Genomic DNA, 18,867 nt, shown 5'->3' with positions numbered 1-18,867 from the left:
ATTATTGAGAAAGAAGATGAATTTAATAAAATGAAATTATTTGGCTTAGGCGGTTTCATATTTTTGATCGTTATATGTTCTTTTGTGGCCGTGTTGTTTCCTGCCTTTTTCCCCAGTTGGGTCTTTGTACGATTATTTTTTGTTGGTTTTTCAGCATTTTTTTTTGGTATCGGATTATTTCATGGGATGAAATCGATTAGAAGCAAACTAAAACGGCTAAGCTCTAAATTTTTATTTATTATTTTTGGATTCGCATGTTTATGGAGTTTTTCTCCTGAAGCTCTGGCTGGTGTTCTGGATCTTGGTTCGTATTACAAAAAAGAGTATGTTACATTATCAGGCAGGCCAGACTACGTGGGGCCTATGGGCAAGAAAATAAGAGAACAAACTATTCTCCACCTTTCTCAATACAACCTGACTGACTTCGTATATAATGAGAGATGACTCTATAAAGCAACGAACTACATACTATTGCGAGGTGCACTTCGACTTATGCCAACGATCTATGATTTCACTGTGACGAGAACGAGTGGAGAGCGTTTCCCGCTCTTTCAATATGAAGGAAAGCCTGTACTGATTGTGAACACGGCAAGCAAATGTAAATATACACATCAATTTGATGACATTCAGAAGTTATATGATGAGTACAAGGATCAGGGGTTGCAGGTCATTGGCTTCCCGTGCAACCAGTTTGCGGAGCAGGAACCGGGTAGCAGTGCGGAAGCCGAGTCTTTCTGTCAGATCAACTACGGGGTGAAATTTCCGATGTTTGCGAAACTTGATGTGAACGGAGAGGAAGCGCATCCGCTGTACGACTTTTTGAAAAAGTCAGGTCCGTTCGCCGGCTTTGACGAGAACGATATTCAGGCCAAACTGCTCAAGCTGATGGTTGCAGACAAAGCACCAGAGTGGCTGCACGGCGATGCGATCAAATGGAATTTCACCAAATTCCTGATTGATGCAGAAGGTCAAGTCGTTCGGCGCTTCGAGCCGGTGGATTCCATGGACGAGATCAAAGCAAGTATCCGAGAGTTGTTATAAAAGGTTAGCTTAATATTAGCGGGGCAACCAAGCATAACGTTGTATCCCGCTTTCTTTTTTTTGCACAGGAGGTGATGACGTGCCAAGCATGATGCAGTTTAATGCCCCACTGGCGTATACGTATAAAGCCACGAGTCAGTTTGATCCGGGTAACTCGGACGGTTTCCATTCGCATCCGCACTATGAGATTTATTATTTTCATGAAGGTGAATGCACCTATATTATTGGGGATCGGGTATATGCTCTGGAGCCGGGGGATCTGGTGTTAATGCATGGACTGACCTTGCATCGGCCGCATCCCAAAGTCGGTAAACCGTATGTTCGGACTACGCTTCATTTCGACCCTTCTGCCATTCGTAAAAGCCTGCACCCCGAGCGCATCCATGAAGTGCTGAAGCCGTTCGATGAGCTGGGCAATTGCCGGGTGAACCTCACAGGTGAGATTCGCACAGAATTTGAAGCACTGCTGCATGATCTGCACCAGTTATCTTCTCACTCGTCCAGATTCAGACAGGAGCGTATGCATATCCGTGTGTGTGACCTGTTATATTGTGTAGCAGAGATCTGTCAGGGACATGTGCAGGAACAGCGTTCTTCATCGGAAAAAGAAAGACATGTCCAGCATATCATCCGATATGTGGATACGAATTACATGCATGACATCGGTCTGGATGATCTCGCTCAGGAACTACATCTGTCCAAGCCGTATTTGGCAGGTATGTTCAAGGAGATGACGGGGCTGACCATATTTAAGTACTTATATGATCGGCGTATTAATCAAGCGAAGCTGCTGTTTCAGTTTCAGCCCGAGATGAGTGTGACGGAGGCCAGTCGATTGTCTGGTTTTAAAAGGCTGTCTCATTTTAGCCGAATATTTAAACAAAGCGTGGGCTGTTCGCCTGATCTGTATCGAAGTCAGTTGCATCGGCAGCTGTAGGACTGATAGGGAAGTTAAAACGAAGTTTATCGCTTATATTAGAGTAAACGAAGAATAATTGTATGTCATATGTAGAAGCCGACCCGCAGATTCATCGCGGCCGGCTTCTTTGGCTTTTCTTTTTATTACATTTGAACAAATAGCGACCAAGGATCAGCACACTTCACGTAACGAAGATGTTTAGAATTCCATGCGAACAGGTAAAGAAAGGTAATGAGGAGAAGACGATTATAGGAGGCGAAAAGGGATGGAAAAGGACACACCGAAACAGCTGCGGGAAAAAGGTACACAGGATAAGATGCAAGATCACCCGGAGCAAAATAAGACGGAACACGAAAGCATGCTGGATCGATACGAGCAAGAACAAACGGTTGATCCGATTCCTATGCAAGATTTGAATATGGAAGCGCAGGAAGAAAAGAATAAGGATCAGACGAAAAGTAATTCGTCTACAGAAGAGAAGTACCGGGCAGACTATCGTAAGAGGCATTGAAAAATTTATGAAAATAAAATAGTTTATTGACTAATGTATGTTACTATATTATAGTTACCTTGTTGGCAATGAACTACAAATGACTTAGGAGGCGTATACGAATGTCTACTTTTTTTGATGCGTTGAAGAACAGAAGATCTTATTATGGAATCAGCAAGGAATCCACAATCTCGGATGCGAAAATTCAGGAAATCGTCGAAGAAGCGGTAAAGTATACACCAACTGCATTTAATTCACAGACATCCCGGGCGGTTGTATTGCTTGGTGAACAACATGATCAATTATGGAACCACACGGAAGAAATTTTGCGTGAAGTTGTGGGCAACGAAGAGGCATTCCAATCCACAGCTGAGAAAATGGCAGGTTTCCGCAGCGGCTACGGTACGGTTCTGTTTTTCGAAGACAACAATGTGGTAGCACAGCTTCAGCAAAACTTTGCTGCTTATGCAGATAACTTCCCGATCTGGTCTAACCAATCTAACGGTATGCTGCAACTGGTCATCTGGACTGCGCTGGAGCAAGAGGGACTAGGAGCATCCCTGCAGCACTACAATCCACTGATTGATGAAAAAGTAAAGCAAGAATGGAATATTCCAGAGCACTGGAGACTGATCGCTCAGATGCCATTTGGTAAACCAACTGCAACACCAGGGGAGAAAGAGTTCCAGCCGATCGAAGAGCGCGTTAAAGTACACAAGTAATTCTTGAACATTACCAATATTTAACCACATACGGCCTCGCTTCAATTTGATACGATAATGAAGATCGTAATCTATTGAAGTGAGGCTTTTTAATGTGAAAATAGTAAATGATAATAGAGCTTTTCGAACCTTTCATTCCGTGTGGAAAATCGTGTTGAGCAGTGCCATTTTATTCAGTTCAGTGGTTGGAAATGGAAGCTTCGTTAACGGAGCGGGGAGCCAGCAACCTACCTTTCAGGATACAAGCAAAAGCTACGCAAGAGAAGCCATTACGCGATTGGTACAGAAAGGGATTGTGGCAGGAACAACGGAGCACACGTTTGAAACGAAAAAAGCGGTCACACGTGCTGAATTTGCATCATTTGCGGTACGCTTGCTCGGACTAAAGCCAGTTTCAAACAATATTAAACCTTTTGCAGATATTTCTGCGAAAGCTTGGTATTACGGCAATGTGGCTGCGATGACTAATCTATCCATTCTGGAGGGTAAAGGCCAGAACCAGTTTCAGCCGAATGCTTCCATCACGCGGGAAGAGGCAGCTGCTTTGCTTGTTCGTATGCTGAAACAGCGCCCTGTGGCAAGCGATAGTATATACAATACATATGCAGACGCGGGGGATATCTCAAGCTGGGCTCTTTCATATGTACAGAAGGTTCATCAGCTTGGATTGATGCGCGGAAGCAACGGCATGTTCCGGCCAGCTGACCAAGTCACACGGGAAGAGGCTGCGGTGATGCTGGACGCGATCCTGCAGAATTACACATGGGCCACACAAATCCAGCGGAAGCAGGATCATGGGATTCAACTGGGGTGGCAGTACAATTCATCGACAGCAGCATTTATAAAACAAGTGGAGCAATCGCCTGTTAACACCGTCGTTCCGCGTTGGTTTTTCTTGAATCAAGATATGAACGTTTCGGATCATACCAATACTACATTGATCTCTTGGGCATCTGCTTCAGGCAGAGCGCTTTGGCCTATGCTTGGTAACCGTTCCAATAAAGAGATGACGCATCAGATGTTGTCCAGTTCAGCGAACCGGGAAGCGGTTGTCAGTCAAGTGAGTGCTTATGTTAAAAAGTATAAATTCGGCGGCATTAATGTGGATTTTGAAAATGTAGATCCTGTCGATCGCGAAGGCTTTACCGCGTTTGTGACTTCGCTAACGAAATCCTTGCACGCTCTTGGCGCTGTTGTATCGGTCGATGTATCTCCCAATCTCGGTTCAGATTGGACGGCAGCCTTTGACTACGTCAAGCTTGGCGCGATCTCAGATTATATGGTGCTTATGAGTTATGAAGAGCATTGGAGCGGTGACCTCAAGCCAGGTTCGGTAGCTTCCCTTCCATGGGTGAATCGAGCGCTGACAACGATGCTCTCCGAGGTAGATCGGTCCAAGACCATTCTGGCGCTTCCGTTGTATACGAGGGACTGGTCTACCGTGAATCCTGCATCAGCTTCCTGGGACATTACACTGGGCGAGCAAGGAGTCCGGGCAGCGGCATCAGGTTCTCTAAGAAACTGGGATACACAGTTGAATCAGTATATGATTAAATACACGTCTAACTCGGTGGCAAGAGCGATCTGGGCGGAAGATAGCCGCTCTTTATCAGCCAAAGTGCAGATGAGTACTCAACGAAGCATTGCAGGACTGGCTTACTGGTATATGGGCGGCGAAACTGCGGATGTATGGAATGCCATCACCAATGCCATGCGCTTCGAATCGTATCAGTTCTAACACACGAAGACCTAAACCATTCGTCTGAAACCGGAGGTTTGGGTCTTTTATTTTTGGTTTAAGCTATGGAATAAGTCAGGCCGTTTAAGCCTGTTTGTACGGTTTAATGTATAGAAGGACAAGAATCGTCTTGAAAAATATAAAGTTAAAAAGAGAGAGTATTGGATATTCAGGAGGGAATAACATGCGAGAGATGGATTGTATTATTGTGGGCGGAGGGATTGCAGGGCTTCAGGCGGCCATCCAGCTAGGACGTTATTCATCGCATCAAGTACTGGTAGTCGATGCTGGGGAGGGCAGATCAACGTTGTGCCGAACCTATCATAACATTCTCGGTTACCCGGATGGGGTGTCGGGCAAAGAATTACGGGCCATTGGCAGGATGCAGGCTGAGCAGACGGGCGTTTTGTTTGAAAAGGATCGAATTATAGAAGCTATGCGTGTGCATGAGGACAAGATTAGGCTTAAAGGGTCTTCTGGAACTCTGTATCAGGCCAAAACAGTGCTGCTGGCAACCGGGTTGTCGGATCGAATACCTGATATTCCGGGACTTAAATCTACGCTCGGCAGAACCGTGTATGTATGCCCTGATTGTGATGGTTATGAGATTCAAGGGAAGCGAACGATCCTGCTGGGAGCTGGTGAAGCTGGAGCGAATATGGCCATGACATTAATTGAGCGTACTGACGATCTCTTATATATCAACCACGAGCAGACCGCTATCTCTGCTGACCTTCATCGTCAAATGAAACAAGCAGGAGTTCGTTATCTCGAAGCAGCGGTACAGGAAGTACAGCAGATGGGGGACGGTCATATTACAGGTGTCTTAACCGAAGATGGACAGATTTTTGAATCGGAACGTGGATTTATTGCGTTTGGCGGAAACCGGGTTCACTATGAGTTAGCTGAGCAGCTCGGGGCCGTCATTGCAGACAATAAACATGTAGAAGCGAATCCTCGTAGTATGCAGGCGGCTCCTCACGTGTGGATTGCTGGAGATCTTGGACTTCATGCCGAGCAAGCGACTGTTGCTATGGGCGAGGGCGCGATCGCGGCGATATGGATTCACAAAGCGTTACAGAAAATAGCTAAAGGTTAATCGGTATATTATAAAAAAATTACAAAAAAACAAGTCCTCTCTTTTCCTGTCGGTTGAAGAGGACTTGTTTTCATGCTTTTCTTCTTTTGAGGATAGTGAGAAGCAAAAGCAGAATCTGTTCTGACGAATACTGGAGTGCGAATGCTTATTTATCCAGTTCATTTGTTGCATTTTTATTGGAAGAATGATCATGTCCTCTATGGGTGAAGTCTTTGCGAATGTTATCTACAATGTCTCCGACGACTCCTTCAATCATGTCCGTAGGACCTGGATTTCTTTTGTCTGGTTCAATGACGGTATTTACGCCAGGCTTGAGTTCATCGTTTGTTTTGTCATGTTTAGGCTTGTCATTCATGAGATCTCCTCCTTAAACTCGGTAATAATCAATGTTTACTAACATAACCAAACATCTACATGTATATGTAAAACGTTTAACCCAACTACCATTTTTGAAACGGCTGATTAAACTTCAGCGAGACGTTTATATTATAAATGACCCATGGTTGTGAAGCTTATTGCAAGCTCAACATAAGTCACAAAAATGAATAATGCAATTAAACTAAAGGAGGTAATAAGTATGAATGAACAAAATCATGTGATCCACAAAGACGGACAGGTTTCCACAGATCAGGTAGACAACGCAATTGAAAAGATTGCACCGGAGGAAAGAGACCACATTTTACAAAATTTTGATGCGTTCAAAGAATACCTCGGTAAACGGATTGCCATGGGCGAATCCATCGGTTTAAGTGAAGAACAAATGGCTAAAATTGCACAAAAAGTAGCAGATCATCTGGCAGCTAACGAAGAACCACGCAACCGGGAAGAGAAACTCTTACAGGAACTCTGGAACGTAGGTAAAGAAGAGGAACGTCATATGCTGGCTCATATGCTTGTTCGTTTGGCGCAAGACACCAGAACGAGCCATTAAAGAAGTTTAGGCATAAATGGACTGTACAAGCATAGATTAATATAGATGCAGGAGAAACCCCGAATGCAGCTGATTTGGGGTTTCTCTATGTGAAGCGGTGGACAAGCTCATTAGTAATGACGTGAATTGTAACTATTTTTAATCTGGCTGATACTTTTCAGAAAGTGTTATGAAGTATGATGAGTACAACATAAACGAATCGTTAATGTTTGGCGTGTCCGTTTGAGAAGAAAAGCTTTCGTTTAATAATTAAAGAGACGTTTGAAATAAGGAGAGATGCTGGCATGAAAAACGCGGCGAAACAATGGAGATATCGGATGATCGGTGCAGCAGTGGCTTTACTTGGCATCATCGTGCTGACTACATATTTGCTTACCCCTGCGAATGCAGAGGAGCGTACCAATGTTCAGTCACCTTCTGCTAATAAGGCCCAGTTGGCCAATTCCGAAGTGTATACGGCTTATATTGACGGGATGCGTGTAGAAGACGGAAAATTAATGTTGACTGTAGATAAAATCGGCTGGTATCAAGGTGAGGAAGCAGATGCCATTTTCAAGCAACGAAATCCGGATGCGGGCATGGACGAAGCACCTGACGGTTACTATATTGTTAATGATAACAAAGAACAAGAGCAGGTTGAGGTCAAAGCTGACGCCAACGTTCTGATGCAACTGTATGACCGTGATGGTACGGTTCAAGGGGCAGATATTCAGTGGAATGAACCCGTGAGCTTGACCAAGTTTGAATCGCTGTATGGGGATAAACGAATGTTGGATCTGTCTGTGTTCCCCTACCACCTGACGATTCAAGATGGAAAAGTAATTAAAATTGTACAACAGTACATTCCTTAACGGGATAAAAAATATAAATAAAATTTAAACGACAGAAGGCATTCTTTCCGTTCAATTAAACGGTGAAGAATGCTTTTTGTTATGACAAATGGTTGAAAGCGATTGTAATTCGTTGGTGGTACATGTATCATTATAGGAATGGCGTTTTTACATCATTCAGGAGGCTTCTGATGCTTAAAGACATGATTGCATTAACCAAGCCCGGACTGTTAAGGTTGAATGTATTTGCGGTTGCCGTCGGTTTCTGGGTTGCTTCACAATGGGATATCGCATGGATATCTCTGCTTATGGTCGTGATTGGTTCAACGCTCGTGATTGCTTCGGCTTGTGTCATCAATAATTATTGGGATCGTGAGCTGGATCAAAAGATGGAACGAACGAAAAAAAGGATGGATTACATTAATCATCTAAAACCAGGATTTGTTCTTGGTTACGGCTTGGTGCTTGGAGTCGCTGGTTTAGCAATATTGTTTCTACTGGTGAATCCGTTATCCGGCTGGATGGCTTTGCTCGGTTGGTTTGCGTATATCGTGATCTATACGATATGGCTAAAACGTACATCGACATGGAGTACATCGCTGGGGGGAATTGCAGGGGCGATGCCACCTGTCATTGGGTATACCGCCGTAACGAATGAAATCGATGCAGGAGCTTGGCTGTTGTTTGCACTGTTATTTTTGTGGCAGCCCCCACATTTCTGGTCGCTGGGTATTCGCCGTGTGGAAGAGTATCGTGCTGCTGGCTTTCCACTCTTACCGGTTGTCAAAGGTGTGAAACGTACCAAGCTACAGATGATTCCTTATGTTTTTCTACTGATTCCTGCTGTATTCCTGTTGTATTATTTTGATTACGTTGGGCTGGTATTTCTGATTATATCTCTGATTAGCAGCTTGATCTGGTTTGTACATACACTTGGCGGATTGAAAACACAGGATGATGAGAAGTGGGCAAAGGTCAACTTTTTGATCTCGGTCAATTATTTGATGCTCATATTCATCTTGATGGTAGTGAATACAACTTGGTCTTAAGTAGTGTAGAGTAGGGATTCCCTCAGAGAGCACATTTTGGAATAAAACGGACAACCTCGTTGTTGGTATTATTACAAGATGTGCTTGTTTATTATTAATTGTTATTGGATGTGACAACAACATGAATGATTTGCAACAAGCGATTTGCCTGCGACAGGAAGGCAAAGTGCGGGAGGCAATTGACTTGCTGCACCAAATTACGGAGTTTGATCCGGAAAATGGGGAAGGCTGGTATCAACTCGCATGGGCACATGATTCGCTAGGCCTGGAACGTGAGGCTGTGCCTTATTATGAAAAAGCACTGCAACTGGAGCTATCGGCAGAAGATCGGGCTGGTGCAATTCTTGGACTGGGGAGTACCTATCGTACGCTTGGACAATACGAGCAGGCCAAAACATGGCTGCTTGCAGGAATATCGGAATTTCCCGAGCACCGGGAGTTTGAAGTATTCTATGCTATGGTGCTCTACAATCTCGGCGAACACGCAGAGGCAATGCAACGGCTGCTTGTTCAACTCGCGGATACTTCTGGAGATTCGCGGATAATGGACTACAGCCGGGCGATACGCTACTATGCAGATCAGCTAGATCGGGTCTGGGAATAATATTGAATTGTTTGAAATGAGCCATTGCTGAACATCTTCGATAAAACGACGTGCGGCTGGCGAAAGGTTCCGAAGGGAAGCACAAGCTAAACCGATCATTCGGTAAGGGTCACCTGCAATTGGCACGAGCGCGAGTGATTCCGTATGATTTTGCAGCACCATCTCGGGAAGAAGACTGATGCCAAGTCCGTTACGTACCATGGCCATAATAGCCTGATCCTCGGCTACCTCATATACAACATTTAATTTGGCAGCATGCTGGCGAATCAAACGTTCAATTTCGTTGTCACCGCCCCATTTGGGAAGAATGAAAGGCTGCTCTAGCAAAACGTCAAAAGATACAGATTTCTCTGAAGCCAGAGCATGATCCAGAGGCAGGATGCACATGATCCTGTCTTTTTGCAATGTGATGGTTTCGAACGGCGACGAGTCGCCAAGAGACAAGAATCCAAGGTCGATGGCACCGCTGGCAAGCCAGTTCTCAATCTCGGCATAGTCACCTTCCCACAGTTTAATCTCAATTCCGGGGTGGCGAAGCCTGAACTGCTTGAGAATACCCGGAAGCCACTGGGTTGATACACTAGCAAATGTCCCGATTCGTACCGTGCCAATCTCGGCACCGCGAATTAGGGAGATTTCCTGGTTCATTAGTTCGGCCCAGCGGATGATTTCACGAGTATAACCGAGAATGCGCTCACCTTCCGCGGTGACTCGAACACCCGAGCGGCTGCGATGCAGCAAGGAGAAACCATATTCGCTTTCCAGGCTGGCGATGGCATGGCTGACGGCGGATTGTGTAATATTTAGGGCCTCGGATGCTTTGGTCAGACTGCCATATTCGACAACCGTATTTAGAATTTCGTATTTAATCAGTGACATTGGATAATAACATCCTTCCAAGTTAAGCATACATTCCTATACATGAGTTTGTTTCATAATAACTATTATAAATATTCATTTTTATAATGCAAAGAGATCGTTTATACTTGCCAAGGCGAGTTAGTTTAGTACATATATACAACGTAGCTCAGACTATTATAGAAGAATGAAGGTAGAAGTTAGATGAATGGCTTACAGGGAAATCAGATTCAGGCATCGCGAAGAGCGGATGTACAGATGTTGCTTGCAACCGTTATTTGGGGTTCTTCTTATCTGTTTATGAAATCGGGACTAGCTTCAATGCAAGAACTAAATTTAATTGCTTTGCGATTTGGAATCGCCTTTGTAGCGGCAGGGCTGCTCTTTCACCGCCGTTTGAGAAGTGTAGATCGTGGTACGTTGCTTGCTGGAGGCGTGCTGGGTACAGCGTTGTTTGCTGCGTTTGTATTCATTACCTATGGGGTACAGCGAACGACAGCGTCTCAGGCGGGATTTTTAATCAGTTTGGCCGTCATTTTTGTGCCAATATTAACGACAGTCTTGCGCCGGCGCTTGCCGGACAAACGTCTAAGTGTCAGTATTGTGGTCGCAGTAGCAGGGCTCGGATTATTAACGCTTCAACATGAAATGAGCCTGCATCTCGGGGATTTGTTATGTATTCTGGCGGCATTGGTTTATGCCGTTTATATTATGATCGCAGGTAAATATACACCGAATCATGATCCGCTTACACTCGGAATCGTTCAACTTGGTGTAGCAGCTCTGTTAGGGACCGTTGCTACATTTGTGTTTGAAACACCGCAGTTGCCAGATACGCCGGAATCGTGGGCCTCGATCCTGGGACTCGGAGTATTATGCAGTGGGCTTGGTTATATTTTGCAAACTTTTGCTCAGCGCCACGCTTCTCCTACGAGAACGAGCCTGATCTTTTCGCTGGAGCCGCTGTTTGCCGCAGCGTTTGCTTTTATTTTTCAGGGAGAGTCCCTTACGTTGCAAGGATACTGTGGAGCGGCATTGATGCTGGCTGGCGTATTGATTACGGAGATCAAACTGCCGCTGCATGTGTTCAGACGCAGAAAGCGCCCGGCATTATAGTGTTAAGTGATTCTGTTTGTCCATCTAAACATGTTTAGTTGAAGACATTCGACCATAGATAAACGCTAGATAAACGAAGTTACAGGTTATTCCGTCTAACTCCGTTCTAACCTAACAAACCCCGAATGAACAAAACATGTTTTGTTCATTCGGGGTTTTATGCTACACTGGATGAAAAATCAGGAAAATCGGGTGAGCAAGATGGGCAAAAGAGTGACCATGCAGCAGATCGCAGATGCTGCAGGAGTATCCAAGTTTGCAGTTTCCCGTGCATTGACGGGCAAGCCTGGGGTTAGTGAGCATACGCGCGAGATGATTGTCAGAACCGCAGGGCAACTGGGTTATTTTAAAATAGAGCCAAAATATAATGCAGTGGATTCTCATACATCATCCGGCAGCACAGCGGAGAAGAAAAACGAAGGTACCACATTGATTTTGTTTCCGAATATACGCTCTCAAAATCGTTCTTCCTTGTATTGGGGGCCTGTATTCGACGGGATTTCAGCGCGTTTGAATGAGCAGGGCATGGATATTTTGACGCTGACGGAGCCTTCTTCCGATCATATGTTTTCGGTTCTCAATCCTGACGCCATTCGGGGTGTCATTACGGTAGGCACGATCTCAACGCCAGTTCTGCTCGAAATATATCGCTTACGCATTCCGCTCGTCATGGTGGATCACGAGGATTCGGCAATACACACGGATACTGTATTTACTGACAATGTGAAAGGCATGAAAGAGTTAGTTCTTATGCTCGCAGCAAAGGGATATAAACGGTTCCAGTTTGCTGGACAGCTGCCCGATGCGGTTAGTTTCAGGGAACGGTGGCTAGGGTACCGGATGGGACTTGAAGAAATACAGTTACAGGCAGATCAGCATGTGGGGCTGTTGGTGCAGGAGTATGAGGAGATGCAACAGGCGGTCAGAGAGCTGAAGCTCGAAGATTTTCCAGAGGTAATCGTCTGCGCGAATGACCACACGGCATTTATTATCATTGAGGCTTTGCGAAGTCGCGGCGTTCAGGTGCCCGAACAGTGCGCGGTAACAGGATTTGATAATACGCGGACAGATGATCCTATTATGGCTACGGCGCATATTCATAAAGAACATCTAGGAGCACGTGCTGTAGATCAGCTGTTATGGCGCATCAGCAATCCGAAAGTTCCATATGAGCGCAAGCTGATTAATGCGGACATTATTATGCGGGATGAGTATCATTCGTTTCGGGCATAGCCCGGTGCAGTTTTTAGTTTGCCGGCCTTCTTAGGAGGATGGAAACAAAAGAGAAGGAACAGACATGAACAGACATGGAGGAGTAAATCTCTATGTCTTTTTTGGTGATTGGAGAGATGATCAGAACAATAAAATTTACCAAATGCATTGACTGTTATACGGCTAACATGTTAATTTTGTTTTGTGAATTGTTTGCTTTTATAATAACAAAACCTAACAAAATAAGTTGGTTACTATAACAACTTGGGAGGCTGTCATGAGCACAAACCTATCGCAACGATTTGAAAATTGGACGTTCAAGGCTAGTGAAGATCAGGAATGGATGCCGGCTCAGGTGCCTGGATGCGTACATACCGATCTGCTTAGATTAGGCAAGATTCCTGACCCGTTTTACGGGACAAATGAGAAGGAAGTGCAGTGGATCGACAAGAAGGACTGGGAGTACCGTACAACGTTCGATATTGAACCTTTCTTATACACGCAGGAGCATATTGAACTTGTTTTTGACGGACTGGATACGTATGCGGATGTATATGTGAATGACACACATGTGTTGTCTGCGGATAACATGTTTCGAGTATGGAAGGCAGATGTAAAAGCATTAGTGAAGGAACAGGAGAACATGCTTCGCATTCATTTTCGTTCTCCCATTCAGGAGGATTTGCCGAAGCTGGAGAAGCTGGGATATGCCTTGCCTGCATCCAATGACCAATCCGATGTGGGCGGTCTCGGGGATAAACGAGTAAGTATCTTTGCGCGCAAAGCGCCATATCACTACGGCTGGGATTGGGGTCCGCGTTTTGTCACCAGTGGCATCTGGCGTGAAGTTAGGCTTGAGGGATGGGCAGATGTGAAAATTCATGATCTATTTATCCGGCAAAATAAAGTAAATGCCACATCGGCACAAGTCACCGCCGTGGTAGAAGTGGAAACTTCACAGCCTGTAGATACCGTTATACGCATAGGCGCGGATGGTCAGCGCTGGGAGAAGGACGTGTCTTTGCAAGCTGGTTCCCATACGATAGAGGTTCCCATCTTGATTCAAAATCCGAAACTTTGGTGGAGTCGTGGATTGGGTGAAGCGTATCGATATACGTTTGCTGCCGAGGTACTTCAAGGTGAGCGTTCTGTCGCATCGTGCGAGGTCAAGACAGGACTTCGATCCATTCGTCTTGTTCGTGATCCGGACGAAGCCGGGGCTTCCTTTTATTTTGAACTGAACGGAGTTGCGGTGTTCGCCAAGGGAGCCAACCACATTCCAAATGATAGTTTTATCACTGAAGTGACACGGGAACGGTACATGCATGAGATCATATCGGCAGCTGAGTCCAACATGAATATGCTGCGAGTATGGGGCGGTGGCTTTTACGAAGAGGATGTGTTCTACGATCTGTGTGATGAATACGGTATCATGGTGTGGCAGGATTTTATGTTTGCGTGCAGTATGTACCCGGGTGACGAAGCGTTCCTGAACAGTGTCCGATATGAAGCGATAGACAATGTGAAACGTCTGCGCAATCATCCGAGTATTGTTCTGTGGTGCGGCAACAATGAGATTGATTCGGCTTGGGCGCATTATATTGAACATGGTGGATGGGGCTGGAAAAAAGATTACAATGCCGAACAGCGCGAACGCATCTGGGCGGATTATGAAGCGATTTTCCATGACCTTTTACCAGAAGTGGTCGAAGCGTATGCACCTGGCATCGACTACTGGCCTTCTTCCCCGATTGTATCGCTGACAGGGGATGAAAAACAGCACGCCCATCCGTCTACGTCGGAAGGAGACATCCATTACTGGGGTGTGTGGCACAATGTTGAGCCTTTTGAGAATTACAATATTTATGTAGGCCGTTTTATGAGTGAGTATGGATTCCAGTCGTTCCCGGAATACAAATCGGTACGCACGTATGCCGAGGAAGAAGACTTGGCCTTGGAGTCAGAGGTCATGCTTGCACATCAGAAGAACGGTGCGGGTAATCGGCTGATCAAGCAGTATATGGATATGTATTTGCATGAACCGAAGGATTTCCCATCCTTCCTGTATATGAGTCAGGTCCTTCAAGCGGAAGCGATGAAAACCGCAATTGAAGCCCATCGCCGCCGCAAACCGTACTGTATGGGCACGCTCTACTGGCAGATGAATGACTGCTGGCCTGTCGCTTCGTGGGCAGGGATGGACTATCTTGGTCGCTGGAAGGCATTGCAATATTACGCGAAGCGCAGTTTCAACGATGTATTGGTTTCCGTGGATGGTACCAAAGAAGACGTCACGGATATCTATGTGATTTCCGATCAACTTAAACCTGTGGAGGGGCAGCTCCAAATTCAATTGATTGGATTCGATGGCACGGTGCACCGGGATGAGACACTTGAAGTAAGCGTGGCAGCCAATTCAGGCGAGAAGTTGTTGTCTTTGCGCAATACAGACTGGCTTGAAGGACATGATGCTGCGACGACGCTCCTGCGACTCGCTCTCCATCAAGAGGGAGTAACAGACATTGTCCAGGAGCATTACTTCGTGCCTGCCAAAGAGCTTGCGCTTCAGCCTGCGAGCATCAAAGTCAGCGGAGGAGCCGATGAGGATGGTGTGTATCTAGTGCTGGAAAGTGACGTTCTTGCCAAGCAGGTGTGGATGTCTTCGGAAGTTGAAGGGGTCTTCTCGGATAACTTCTTTGATCTGATTCCCGGGTTTCCGGTAAAGGTGAAGTTCACCTCCAGAGAAGGGTTACAGCAAGCAGACGTCATTTCGAATCCAGGAGCGGCCCAGGTTCGATCCATGGCTGACTTTATTCGTGTGAACTGAATGTGAGGCAAGTAGAAAATAAGACGTAGCAACGAATGAAACGGTTGAAGTCTCTCGCAAAGAGGGATTTCAACCGTTTTTTATATCAGGATGATACCAATATTTACATCGTAATGATTTCGTAATATTTTGCTTAGAGAATCGTAAGTTGTTTTCCTTATTGTAGTCCATGCAAGCAACTAAACCATGGAGAGTGATAACAATGATGAAAACAAGCAAAAGCAAAAAAATGATTGCAGCAGCGGTGTTGATGATGTCTTTGACCTTTTCGGGATTAGCAAGCGCAAGTACAGCAGAGATGAAAATGATTAAAAAAGATGGTATGGAGCTTGTTCAATTGAGACAGGCGGCAAAAATGTACGGTTACAGCATTATGTGGGACAGCAAAGACCGCTCGGTAACGTTAATGTATATGGAAAAAATGCACGACACGATGATGAAAGATGATATGACAATGAAAGACGATATGAAAATGAAAAATGACATGATGATGGACGATGATATGATGAAGCAAGATGACACAACGATGGCTGATAACACGATGATGGAAGATGTTATAATGCCTGCGGCTAAAACCATTAAAGTGTGGGTTGGTTCTAAAAAAATGATGGTAGACGGCATGCAGGTTAGCTTGAAATCGATGCCTACGATCCATGAGGGCAACACCTATGTGGCGAATACGGTCATTTCAAAATACATGATGCCGATGAAGGCTATGAAGTGAAGGTGACGAAGTAAACGTAAAGAATTGTAAGTAAAGCAGATCAATAATACTGAAACATGGTCCTTGCCCTGTGATATGATGAGGCCAGATGCTTGTTTTGAATATGGGGTGAGTTCATTGAATGAGCGTATCATGGTTGCTGATGATGACAGTAATATTACAGACGTTTGTCGCAGGTACCTGGAAAGGGAAGGTTATTCCGTGGTAACAGCTAAGGATGGCATGGAGGCGATTGAGCTGTGGCGCAGTCACGCGCCAAATCTGATTGTGTTAGACCTGATGATGCCACGTAAAAATGGCTGGGAAATCTGTAACGAGATTCGGCAAACCGAGGATGTACCCATTGTGATGCTGACGGCTCGCGGGGAAGAGCAGGATCGACTGATGGGTCTGACGATGGGAGCAGATGATTATCTGACCAAGCCGTTTAGTCCGAGAGAACTCGTTCTACGTGTCAAAGCGATATTGCGCAGAATGCGAACGGTACAGGTGTCGCCTGCTACTCATTCATCGCATACGATTCGTTATGAAGGACTGACCATTGATTTTGTGAAACGTGAGGTAGAGATTGACGGGCGGCTGATTGACTTGACGGTTACCGAGTTTGAGATGTTGTATTTGCTAGCCAGCCACCCGGGACAGGTATTCTCGCGTAGTCAGATGTTAAGCAAAATCTGGGATTTTAGCTACGAGGGAGACACGACGACTGTAACCGTGCATATTCGGAGATTACGAGAAAAGATCGAGCAAAATGCTTCAGAGCCGAAATATATTAAAACCGTTTGGGGTATAGGTTACAAGTTTGCAGGTGGATCATCATGAATCTACGCACGTATCTGGTATTGTCCAGTCTTCTGGGTATTGGTGTATTGTTGATTTGTTTGTTCGTCAGTTATTCCAAAATGCTTCTCACCATCGATCAATTGTATTGGTTGTCAGGTATAACAGCCGGAGTAGGTTTACTTTCGTTTGTTCTCCAGTATGTATTAACGAAGCCGTTAGAAAAATCAATAGCTCGTATTACCGAGCGTACAGTGAAGGTAGCCGAAGGGGATTTCCATACGGAAGTCCCTCTCATCGGACCACAGGAATTCAAACTGCTGGCACAGCAATTTAATGAAATGAGTTCCAGGCTGAAGGATAGCTTTGACCATCTTCATCAATCCGAATCGGCCAGGCGAGAGCTGATTGCGAATGTATCTCATGACTTGCGTACACCGCTGGCCTCGATTCAGGCTTTTGTGGAAGCACTTGAGGACGATGTGATTAAGGATGAAGCGACCTTTCAACGTTATCTGAATACGATTCGCCTTGAAACGAAGAGGCTGGGAGGGCTGATCCAGGACTTGTTTGATCTATCGAGTCTGGAAGCACAAGGGGGGCCATTTGATCCAGAGCCCAGTCATGTTGATGAGTTGTTGCTAACCACGCTCGAGAGCTTCTCGTTCCATCTTGCCGAGAAACAGCTGAGTGTGGAGATTGAGCTGCCTGATCGATTGCCAGCTGCCATGATGGTAGCTGCACAGATGAAACGGGTTCTCTCCAATTTACTGCAAAATGCTATCCAGCACTCTTCTACAGGAGGCACAATCACGCTTACTGCAACAGAGCAGGGAGCGTTTCTGCGAATTGCGGTGATAGATCAAGGTGAGGGGATTGAAGCGGAAGAAACGACACGTATTTTTGAACGGTTTTACCGGATTGATAAATCTCGTAGTAAAAGTAGTGGTGGTGCGGGGCTTGGGCTCGCGATCGCTCAATCGATTGTGGAACGGCATGGAGGCGAAATTGCTGTTCAAAGTACGAAGGGAGAAGGCAGTTGCTTCTGGTTTACCCTTCCGGTGTGTGTCAATCGCTAGCCATTGGCATTGAGAGATTTGATCATAGGCAATAACGTAAAAACGTGCCACCCTGTATTTCGGGCAGCGCGTTTTTTTATTTTATGTAGAGCGGCATATTGAGGTGGACATCAAACAAGTAAGTAGGTAAAAGAGGAAATATACGTTACGGATTGGACTGTTCGTTTTTGATTTGTTGCAATTCGCTCAGGCTGAGCGTCAGATCATTTTCTGGATTTGCACTGACAATCACCTCAGACTGGGATTGCTGGCTGGCCTGGTCTGATTTTGCAACAGGTTTGACCACATAGAGGCTTTGAACGCTGTTCAGCAGGCTTGCAGGGGTGTCCGCATATGTTTCAAGAAAAAGTACATAATCCTTGGCCTGCATAAGCTTAAGGCTGTCATCGTTGACTATTTCGGTGTTACCCAGTTGTCCGCCAAGCTGTTTGACTTCAAGCCGATCCCCGGCTGTGTAACCACCTTTGTAGGATTCAGTCACCTGAACCGTATAGATCGTATAGATTTTGTCAAAAGAAACCTGTGTATCTGCCGCGCTTCCCGCTGCGTTCATATTATTCTGATCTTGGGACTCAGCCAACACCCTGTCATCTAAAGCTTCAACCCGTGTTTGGATGACATTGCCCTTCACAATGGTGTCGGCCCGTTGGGACAAGGCGTCTACACTGCCATAACTGGGATAATCCTCGGATGCGATGATTGTGACGGGAGCGTCGGGGGGAGAAGCGGCCGGAGTTGCTGGAGAGCAGCCGACGGCAGACAAGATAAAGATGGACGAGACGAGCAAGGTAAGTACTCGATTCTTTTTCATGGATTGGAATCCTCCTTGGTAATAAAATGTAAATGAT

At 45.5% G+C, this 18,867-nt stretch carries 20 protein-coding genes; 17 read left to right on the top strand and 3 right to left on the bottom strand.

The features are described from left to right. Positions 1 to 30 precede the first annotated feature (30 nt). The 7 genes from EC604_RS24835 (at position 31) to EC604_RS24805 (ending at position 6,009) form a co-directional block, all read left to right on the top strand. Complete coding sequence (locus EC604_RS24835; protein WP_123066714.1) at positions 31 to 444, top strand: hypothetical protein; 414 nt, start codon at positions 31 to 33, stop codon at positions 442 to 444. Positions 445 to 492: 48 nt separating this feature from the next. Continuing rightward, positions 493 to 1,041 (top strand): glutathione peroxidase, encoded by a 549-nt coding sequence (locus EC604_RS24830; protein ID WP_123066713.1) that lies wholly within the window; start codon positions 493 to 495, stop codon positions 1,039 to 1,041. Positions 1,042 to 1,129: 88 nt separating this feature from the next. Then, positions 1,130 to 1,978: an AraC family transcriptional regulator gene (locus EC604_RS24825; protein ID WP_240037203.1), complete on the top strand. Its 849-nt coding sequence runs from the start codon at positions 1,130 to 1,132 to the stop codon at positions 1,976 to 1,978. Between the two features lie 247 nt (positions 1,979 to 2,225). Beyond that, on the top strand, positions 2,226 to 2,471 hold the full coding sequence (locus tag EC604_RS24820; protein ID WP_123066711.1) for a hypothetical protein: 246 nt from the start codon (positions 2,226 to 2,228) through the stop codon (positions 2,469 to 2,471). 101 nt (positions 2,472 to 2,572) lie between these two features. Then, the gene (locus EC604_RS24815; RefSeq protein WP_123066710.1) at positions 2,573 to 3,172 is read left to right on the top strand and encodes a nitroreductase family protein; all 600 of its coding nucleotides are present in this window, start codon (positions 2,573 to 2,575) and stop codon (positions 3,170 to 3,172) included. Positions 3,173 to 3,266: 94 nt separating this feature from the next. Continuing rightward, entirely contained in the window at positions 3,267 to 4,910 is a 1,644-nt protein-coding gene (locus tag EC604_RS24810) for an S-layer homology domain-containing protein (RefSeq protein ID WP_240037188.1), read from the top strand. 184 nt (positions 4,911 to 5,094) lie between these two features. Then, positions 5,095 to 6,009, top strand: coding sequence for an NAD(P)/FAD-dependent oxidoreductase (locus tag EC604_RS24805; RefSeq protein WP_123066709.1), 915 nt, complete (start codon positions 5,095 to 5,097; stop codon positions 6,007 to 6,009). Between the two features lie 145 nt (positions 6,010 to 6,154). Here the strand turns inward: EC604_RS24805 and EC604_RS24800 are convergent, their stop codons facing one another. Next, positions 6,155 to 6,364, bottom strand: coding sequence for a hypothetical protein (locus EC604_RS24800; protein WP_123066708.1), 210 nt, complete (start codon positions 6,362 to 6,364; stop codon positions 6,155 to 6,157). Between the two features lie 222 nt (positions 6,365 to 6,586). On the opposite strand from EC604_RS24800, the gene EC604_RS24795 reads away from it, so the two are divergent. The 4 genes from EC604_RS24795 to EC604_RS24780 all read left to right on the top strand — a co-directional run bounded on the left by EC604_RS24795 (position 6,587) and on the right by EC604_RS24780 (position 9,423). After that, positions 6,587 to 6,940, top strand: a complete 354-nt coding sequence (locus EC604_RS24795; protein ID WP_123066707.1) for a DUF3243 domain-containing protein — start codon at positions 6,587 to 6,589, stop codon at positions 6,938 to 6,940. A gap of 284 nt (positions 6,941 to 7,224) precedes the next feature. Further along, positions 7,225 to 7,791, top strand: a complete 567-nt coding sequence (locus EC604_RS24790) for a hypothetical protein (RefSeq protein ID WP_123066706.1) — start codon at positions 7,225 to 7,227, stop codon at positions 7,789 to 7,791. Between the two features lie 170 nt (positions 7,792 to 7,961). Then, the gene (gene cyoE / locus EC604_RS24785) at positions 7,962 to 8,819 is read left to right on the top strand and encodes a heme o synthase (protein WP_123066705.1); all 858 of its coding nucleotides are present in this window, start codon (positions 7,962 to 7,964) and stop codon (positions 8,817 to 8,819) included. 121 nt (positions 8,820 to 8,940) lie between these two features. Beyond that, a complete protein-coding gene (locus EC604_RS24780) occupies positions 8,941 to 9,423 on the top strand; it encodes a tetratricopeptide repeat protein (protein WP_123066704.1) in 483 nt (160 codons plus the stop codon). On the opposite strand, the gene EC604_RS24775 is transcribed toward EC604_RS24780, so the two are convergent. After that, entirely contained in the window at positions 9,403 to 10,302 is a 900-nt protein-coding gene (locus EC604_RS24775) for a LysR family transcriptional regulator (protein ID WP_123066703.1), read from the bottom strand. The genes EC604_RS24780 and EC604_RS24775 overlap by 21 nt on opposite strands. A 183-nt stretch (positions 10,303 to 10,485) precedes the next feature. Between EC604_RS24775 and EC604_RS24770 the strand changes: the two genes are divergently transcribed. The 6 genes from EC604_RS24770 to EC604_RS24745 all read left to right on the top strand — a co-directional run bounded on the left by EC604_RS24770 (position 10,486) and on the right by EC604_RS24745 (position 18,019). Next, positions 10,486 to 11,397, top strand: a complete 912-nt coding sequence (locus EC604_RS24770; protein WP_192895155.1) for a DMT family transporter — start codon at positions 10,486 to 10,488, stop codon at positions 11,395 to 11,397. Positions 11,398 to 11,598: 201 nt separating this feature from the next. Continuing rightward, positions 11,599 to 12,630, top strand: a complete 1,032-nt coding sequence (locus tag EC604_RS24765; protein WP_123066800.1) for a LacI family DNA-binding transcriptional regulator — start codon at positions 11,599 to 11,601, stop codon at positions 12,628 to 12,630. A 256-nt stretch (positions 12,631 to 12,886) separates the two neighbouring features. After that, entirely contained in the window at positions 12,887 to 15,436 is a 2,550-nt protein-coding gene (locus EC604_RS24760) for a beta-mannosidase (RefSeq protein ID WP_123066702.1), read from the top strand. Positions 15,437 to 15,638: 202 nt separating this feature from the next. After that, positions 15,639 to 16,160, top strand: coding sequence for a stalk domain-containing protein (locus EC604_RS24755; RefSeq protein ID WP_123066701.1), 522 nt, complete (start codon positions 15,639 to 15,641; stop codon positions 16,158 to 16,160). Between the two features lie 117 nt (positions 16,161 to 16,277). After that, positions 16,278 to 16,982: a response regulator transcription factor gene (locus EC604_RS24750; protein WP_123066700.1), complete on the top strand. Its 705-nt coding sequence runs from the start codon at positions 16,278 to 16,280 to the stop codon at positions 16,980 to 16,982. Further along, positions 16,979 to 18,019, top strand: a complete 1,041-nt coding sequence (locus tag EC604_RS24745; protein WP_123066699.1) for a sensor histidine kinase — start codon at positions 16,979 to 16,981, stop codon at positions 18,017 to 18,019. The genes EC604_RS24750 and EC604_RS24745 overlap by 4 nt, the downstream gene beginning before the upstream one ends. 145 nt (positions 18,020 to 18,164) lie before the next feature. Here the strand turns inward: EC604_RS24745 and EC604_RS24740 are convergent, their stop codons facing one another. Continuing rightward, positions 18,165 to 18,830, bottom strand: a complete 666-nt coding sequence (locus EC604_RS24740) for a hypothetical protein (RefSeq protein ID WP_123066698.1) — start codon at positions 18,828 to 18,830, stop codon at positions 18,165 to 18,167. Positions 18,831 to 18,867 lie beyond the last annotated feature (37 nt).

This window comes from Paenibacillus amylolyticus, assembly GCF_003719335.1.
Taxonomy (GTDB): domain Bacteria; phylum Bacillota; class Bacilli; order Paenibacillales; family Paenibacillaceae; genus Paenibacillus; species Paenibacillus amylolyticus_D.
Note: the sequence above shows the minus strand (reverse complement) of the source record. Positions and strands in the feature narration are given on the sequence as shown.

Coding starts and splice junctions, on each gene's coding strand:
- EC604_RS24835 (WP_123066714.1), top strand. CDS start 31: ATGAAATTATTTGGCTTAGGCGGTTTCATATTTTTGATCGTTATATGT.
- EC604_RS24830 (WP_123066713.1), top strand. CDS start 493: ATGCCAACGATCTATGATTTCACTGTGACGAGAACGAGTGGAGAGCGT.
- EC604_RS24825 (WP_240037203.1), top strand. CDS start 1,130: ATGATGCAGTTTAATGCCCCACTGGCGTATACGTATAAAGCCACGAGT.
- EC604_RS24820 (WP_123066711.1), top strand. CDS start 2,226: ATGGAAAAGGACACACCGAAACAGCTGCGGGAAAAAGGTACACAGGAT.
- EC604_RS24815 (WP_123066710.1), top strand. CDS start 2,573: ATGTCTACTTTTTTTGATGCGTTGAAGAACAGAAGATCTTATTATGGA.
- EC604_RS24805 (WP_123066709.1), top strand. CDS start 5,095: ATGCGAGAGATGGATTGTATTATTGTGGGCGGAGGGATTGCAGGGCTT.
- EC604_RS24800 (WP_123066708.1), bottom strand. CDS start 6,364: ATGAATGACAAGCCTAAACATGACAAAACAAACGATGAACTCAAGCCT.
- EC604_RS24795 (WP_123066707.1), top strand. CDS start 6,587: ATGAATGAACAAAATCATGTGATCCACAAAGACGGACAGGTTTCCACA.
- EC604_RS24790 (WP_123066706.1), top strand. CDS start 7,225: ATGAAAAACGCGGCGAAACAATGGAGATATCGGATGATCGGTGCAGCA.
- cyoE (WP_123066705.1), top strand. CDS start 7,962: ATGCTTAAAGACATGATTGCATTAACCAAGCCCGGACTGTTAAGGTTG.
- EC604_RS24780 (WP_123066704.1), top strand. CDS start 8,941: ATGAATGATTTGCAACAAGCGATTTGCCTGCGACAGGAAGGCAAAGTG.
- EC604_RS24775 (WP_123066703.1), bottom strand. CDS start 10,302: ATGTCACTGATTAAATACGAAATTCTAAATACGGTTGTCGAATATGGC.
- EC604_RS24770 (WP_192895155.1), top strand. CDS start 10,486: ATGAATGGCTTACAGGGAAATCAGATTCAGGCATCGCGAAGAGCGGAT.
- EC604_RS24765 (WP_123066800.1), top strand. CDS start 11,599: ATGGGCAAAAGAGTGACCATGCAGCAGATCGCAGATGCTGCAGGAGTA.
- EC604_RS24760 (WP_123066702.1), top strand. CDS start 12,887: ATGAGCACAAACCTATCGCAACGATTTGAAAATTGGACGTTCAAGGCT.
- EC604_RS24755 (WP_123066701.1), top strand. CDS start 15,639: ATGATGAAAACAAGCAAAAGCAAAAAAATGATTGCAGCAGCGGTGTTG.
- EC604_RS24745 (WP_123066699.1), top strand. CDS start 16,979: ATGAATCTACGCACGTATCTGGTATTGTCCAGTCTTCTGGGTATTGGT.
- EC604_RS24740 (WP_123066698.1), bottom strand. CDS start 18,830: ATGAAAAAGAATCGAGTACTTACCTTGCTCGTCTCGTCCATCTTTATC.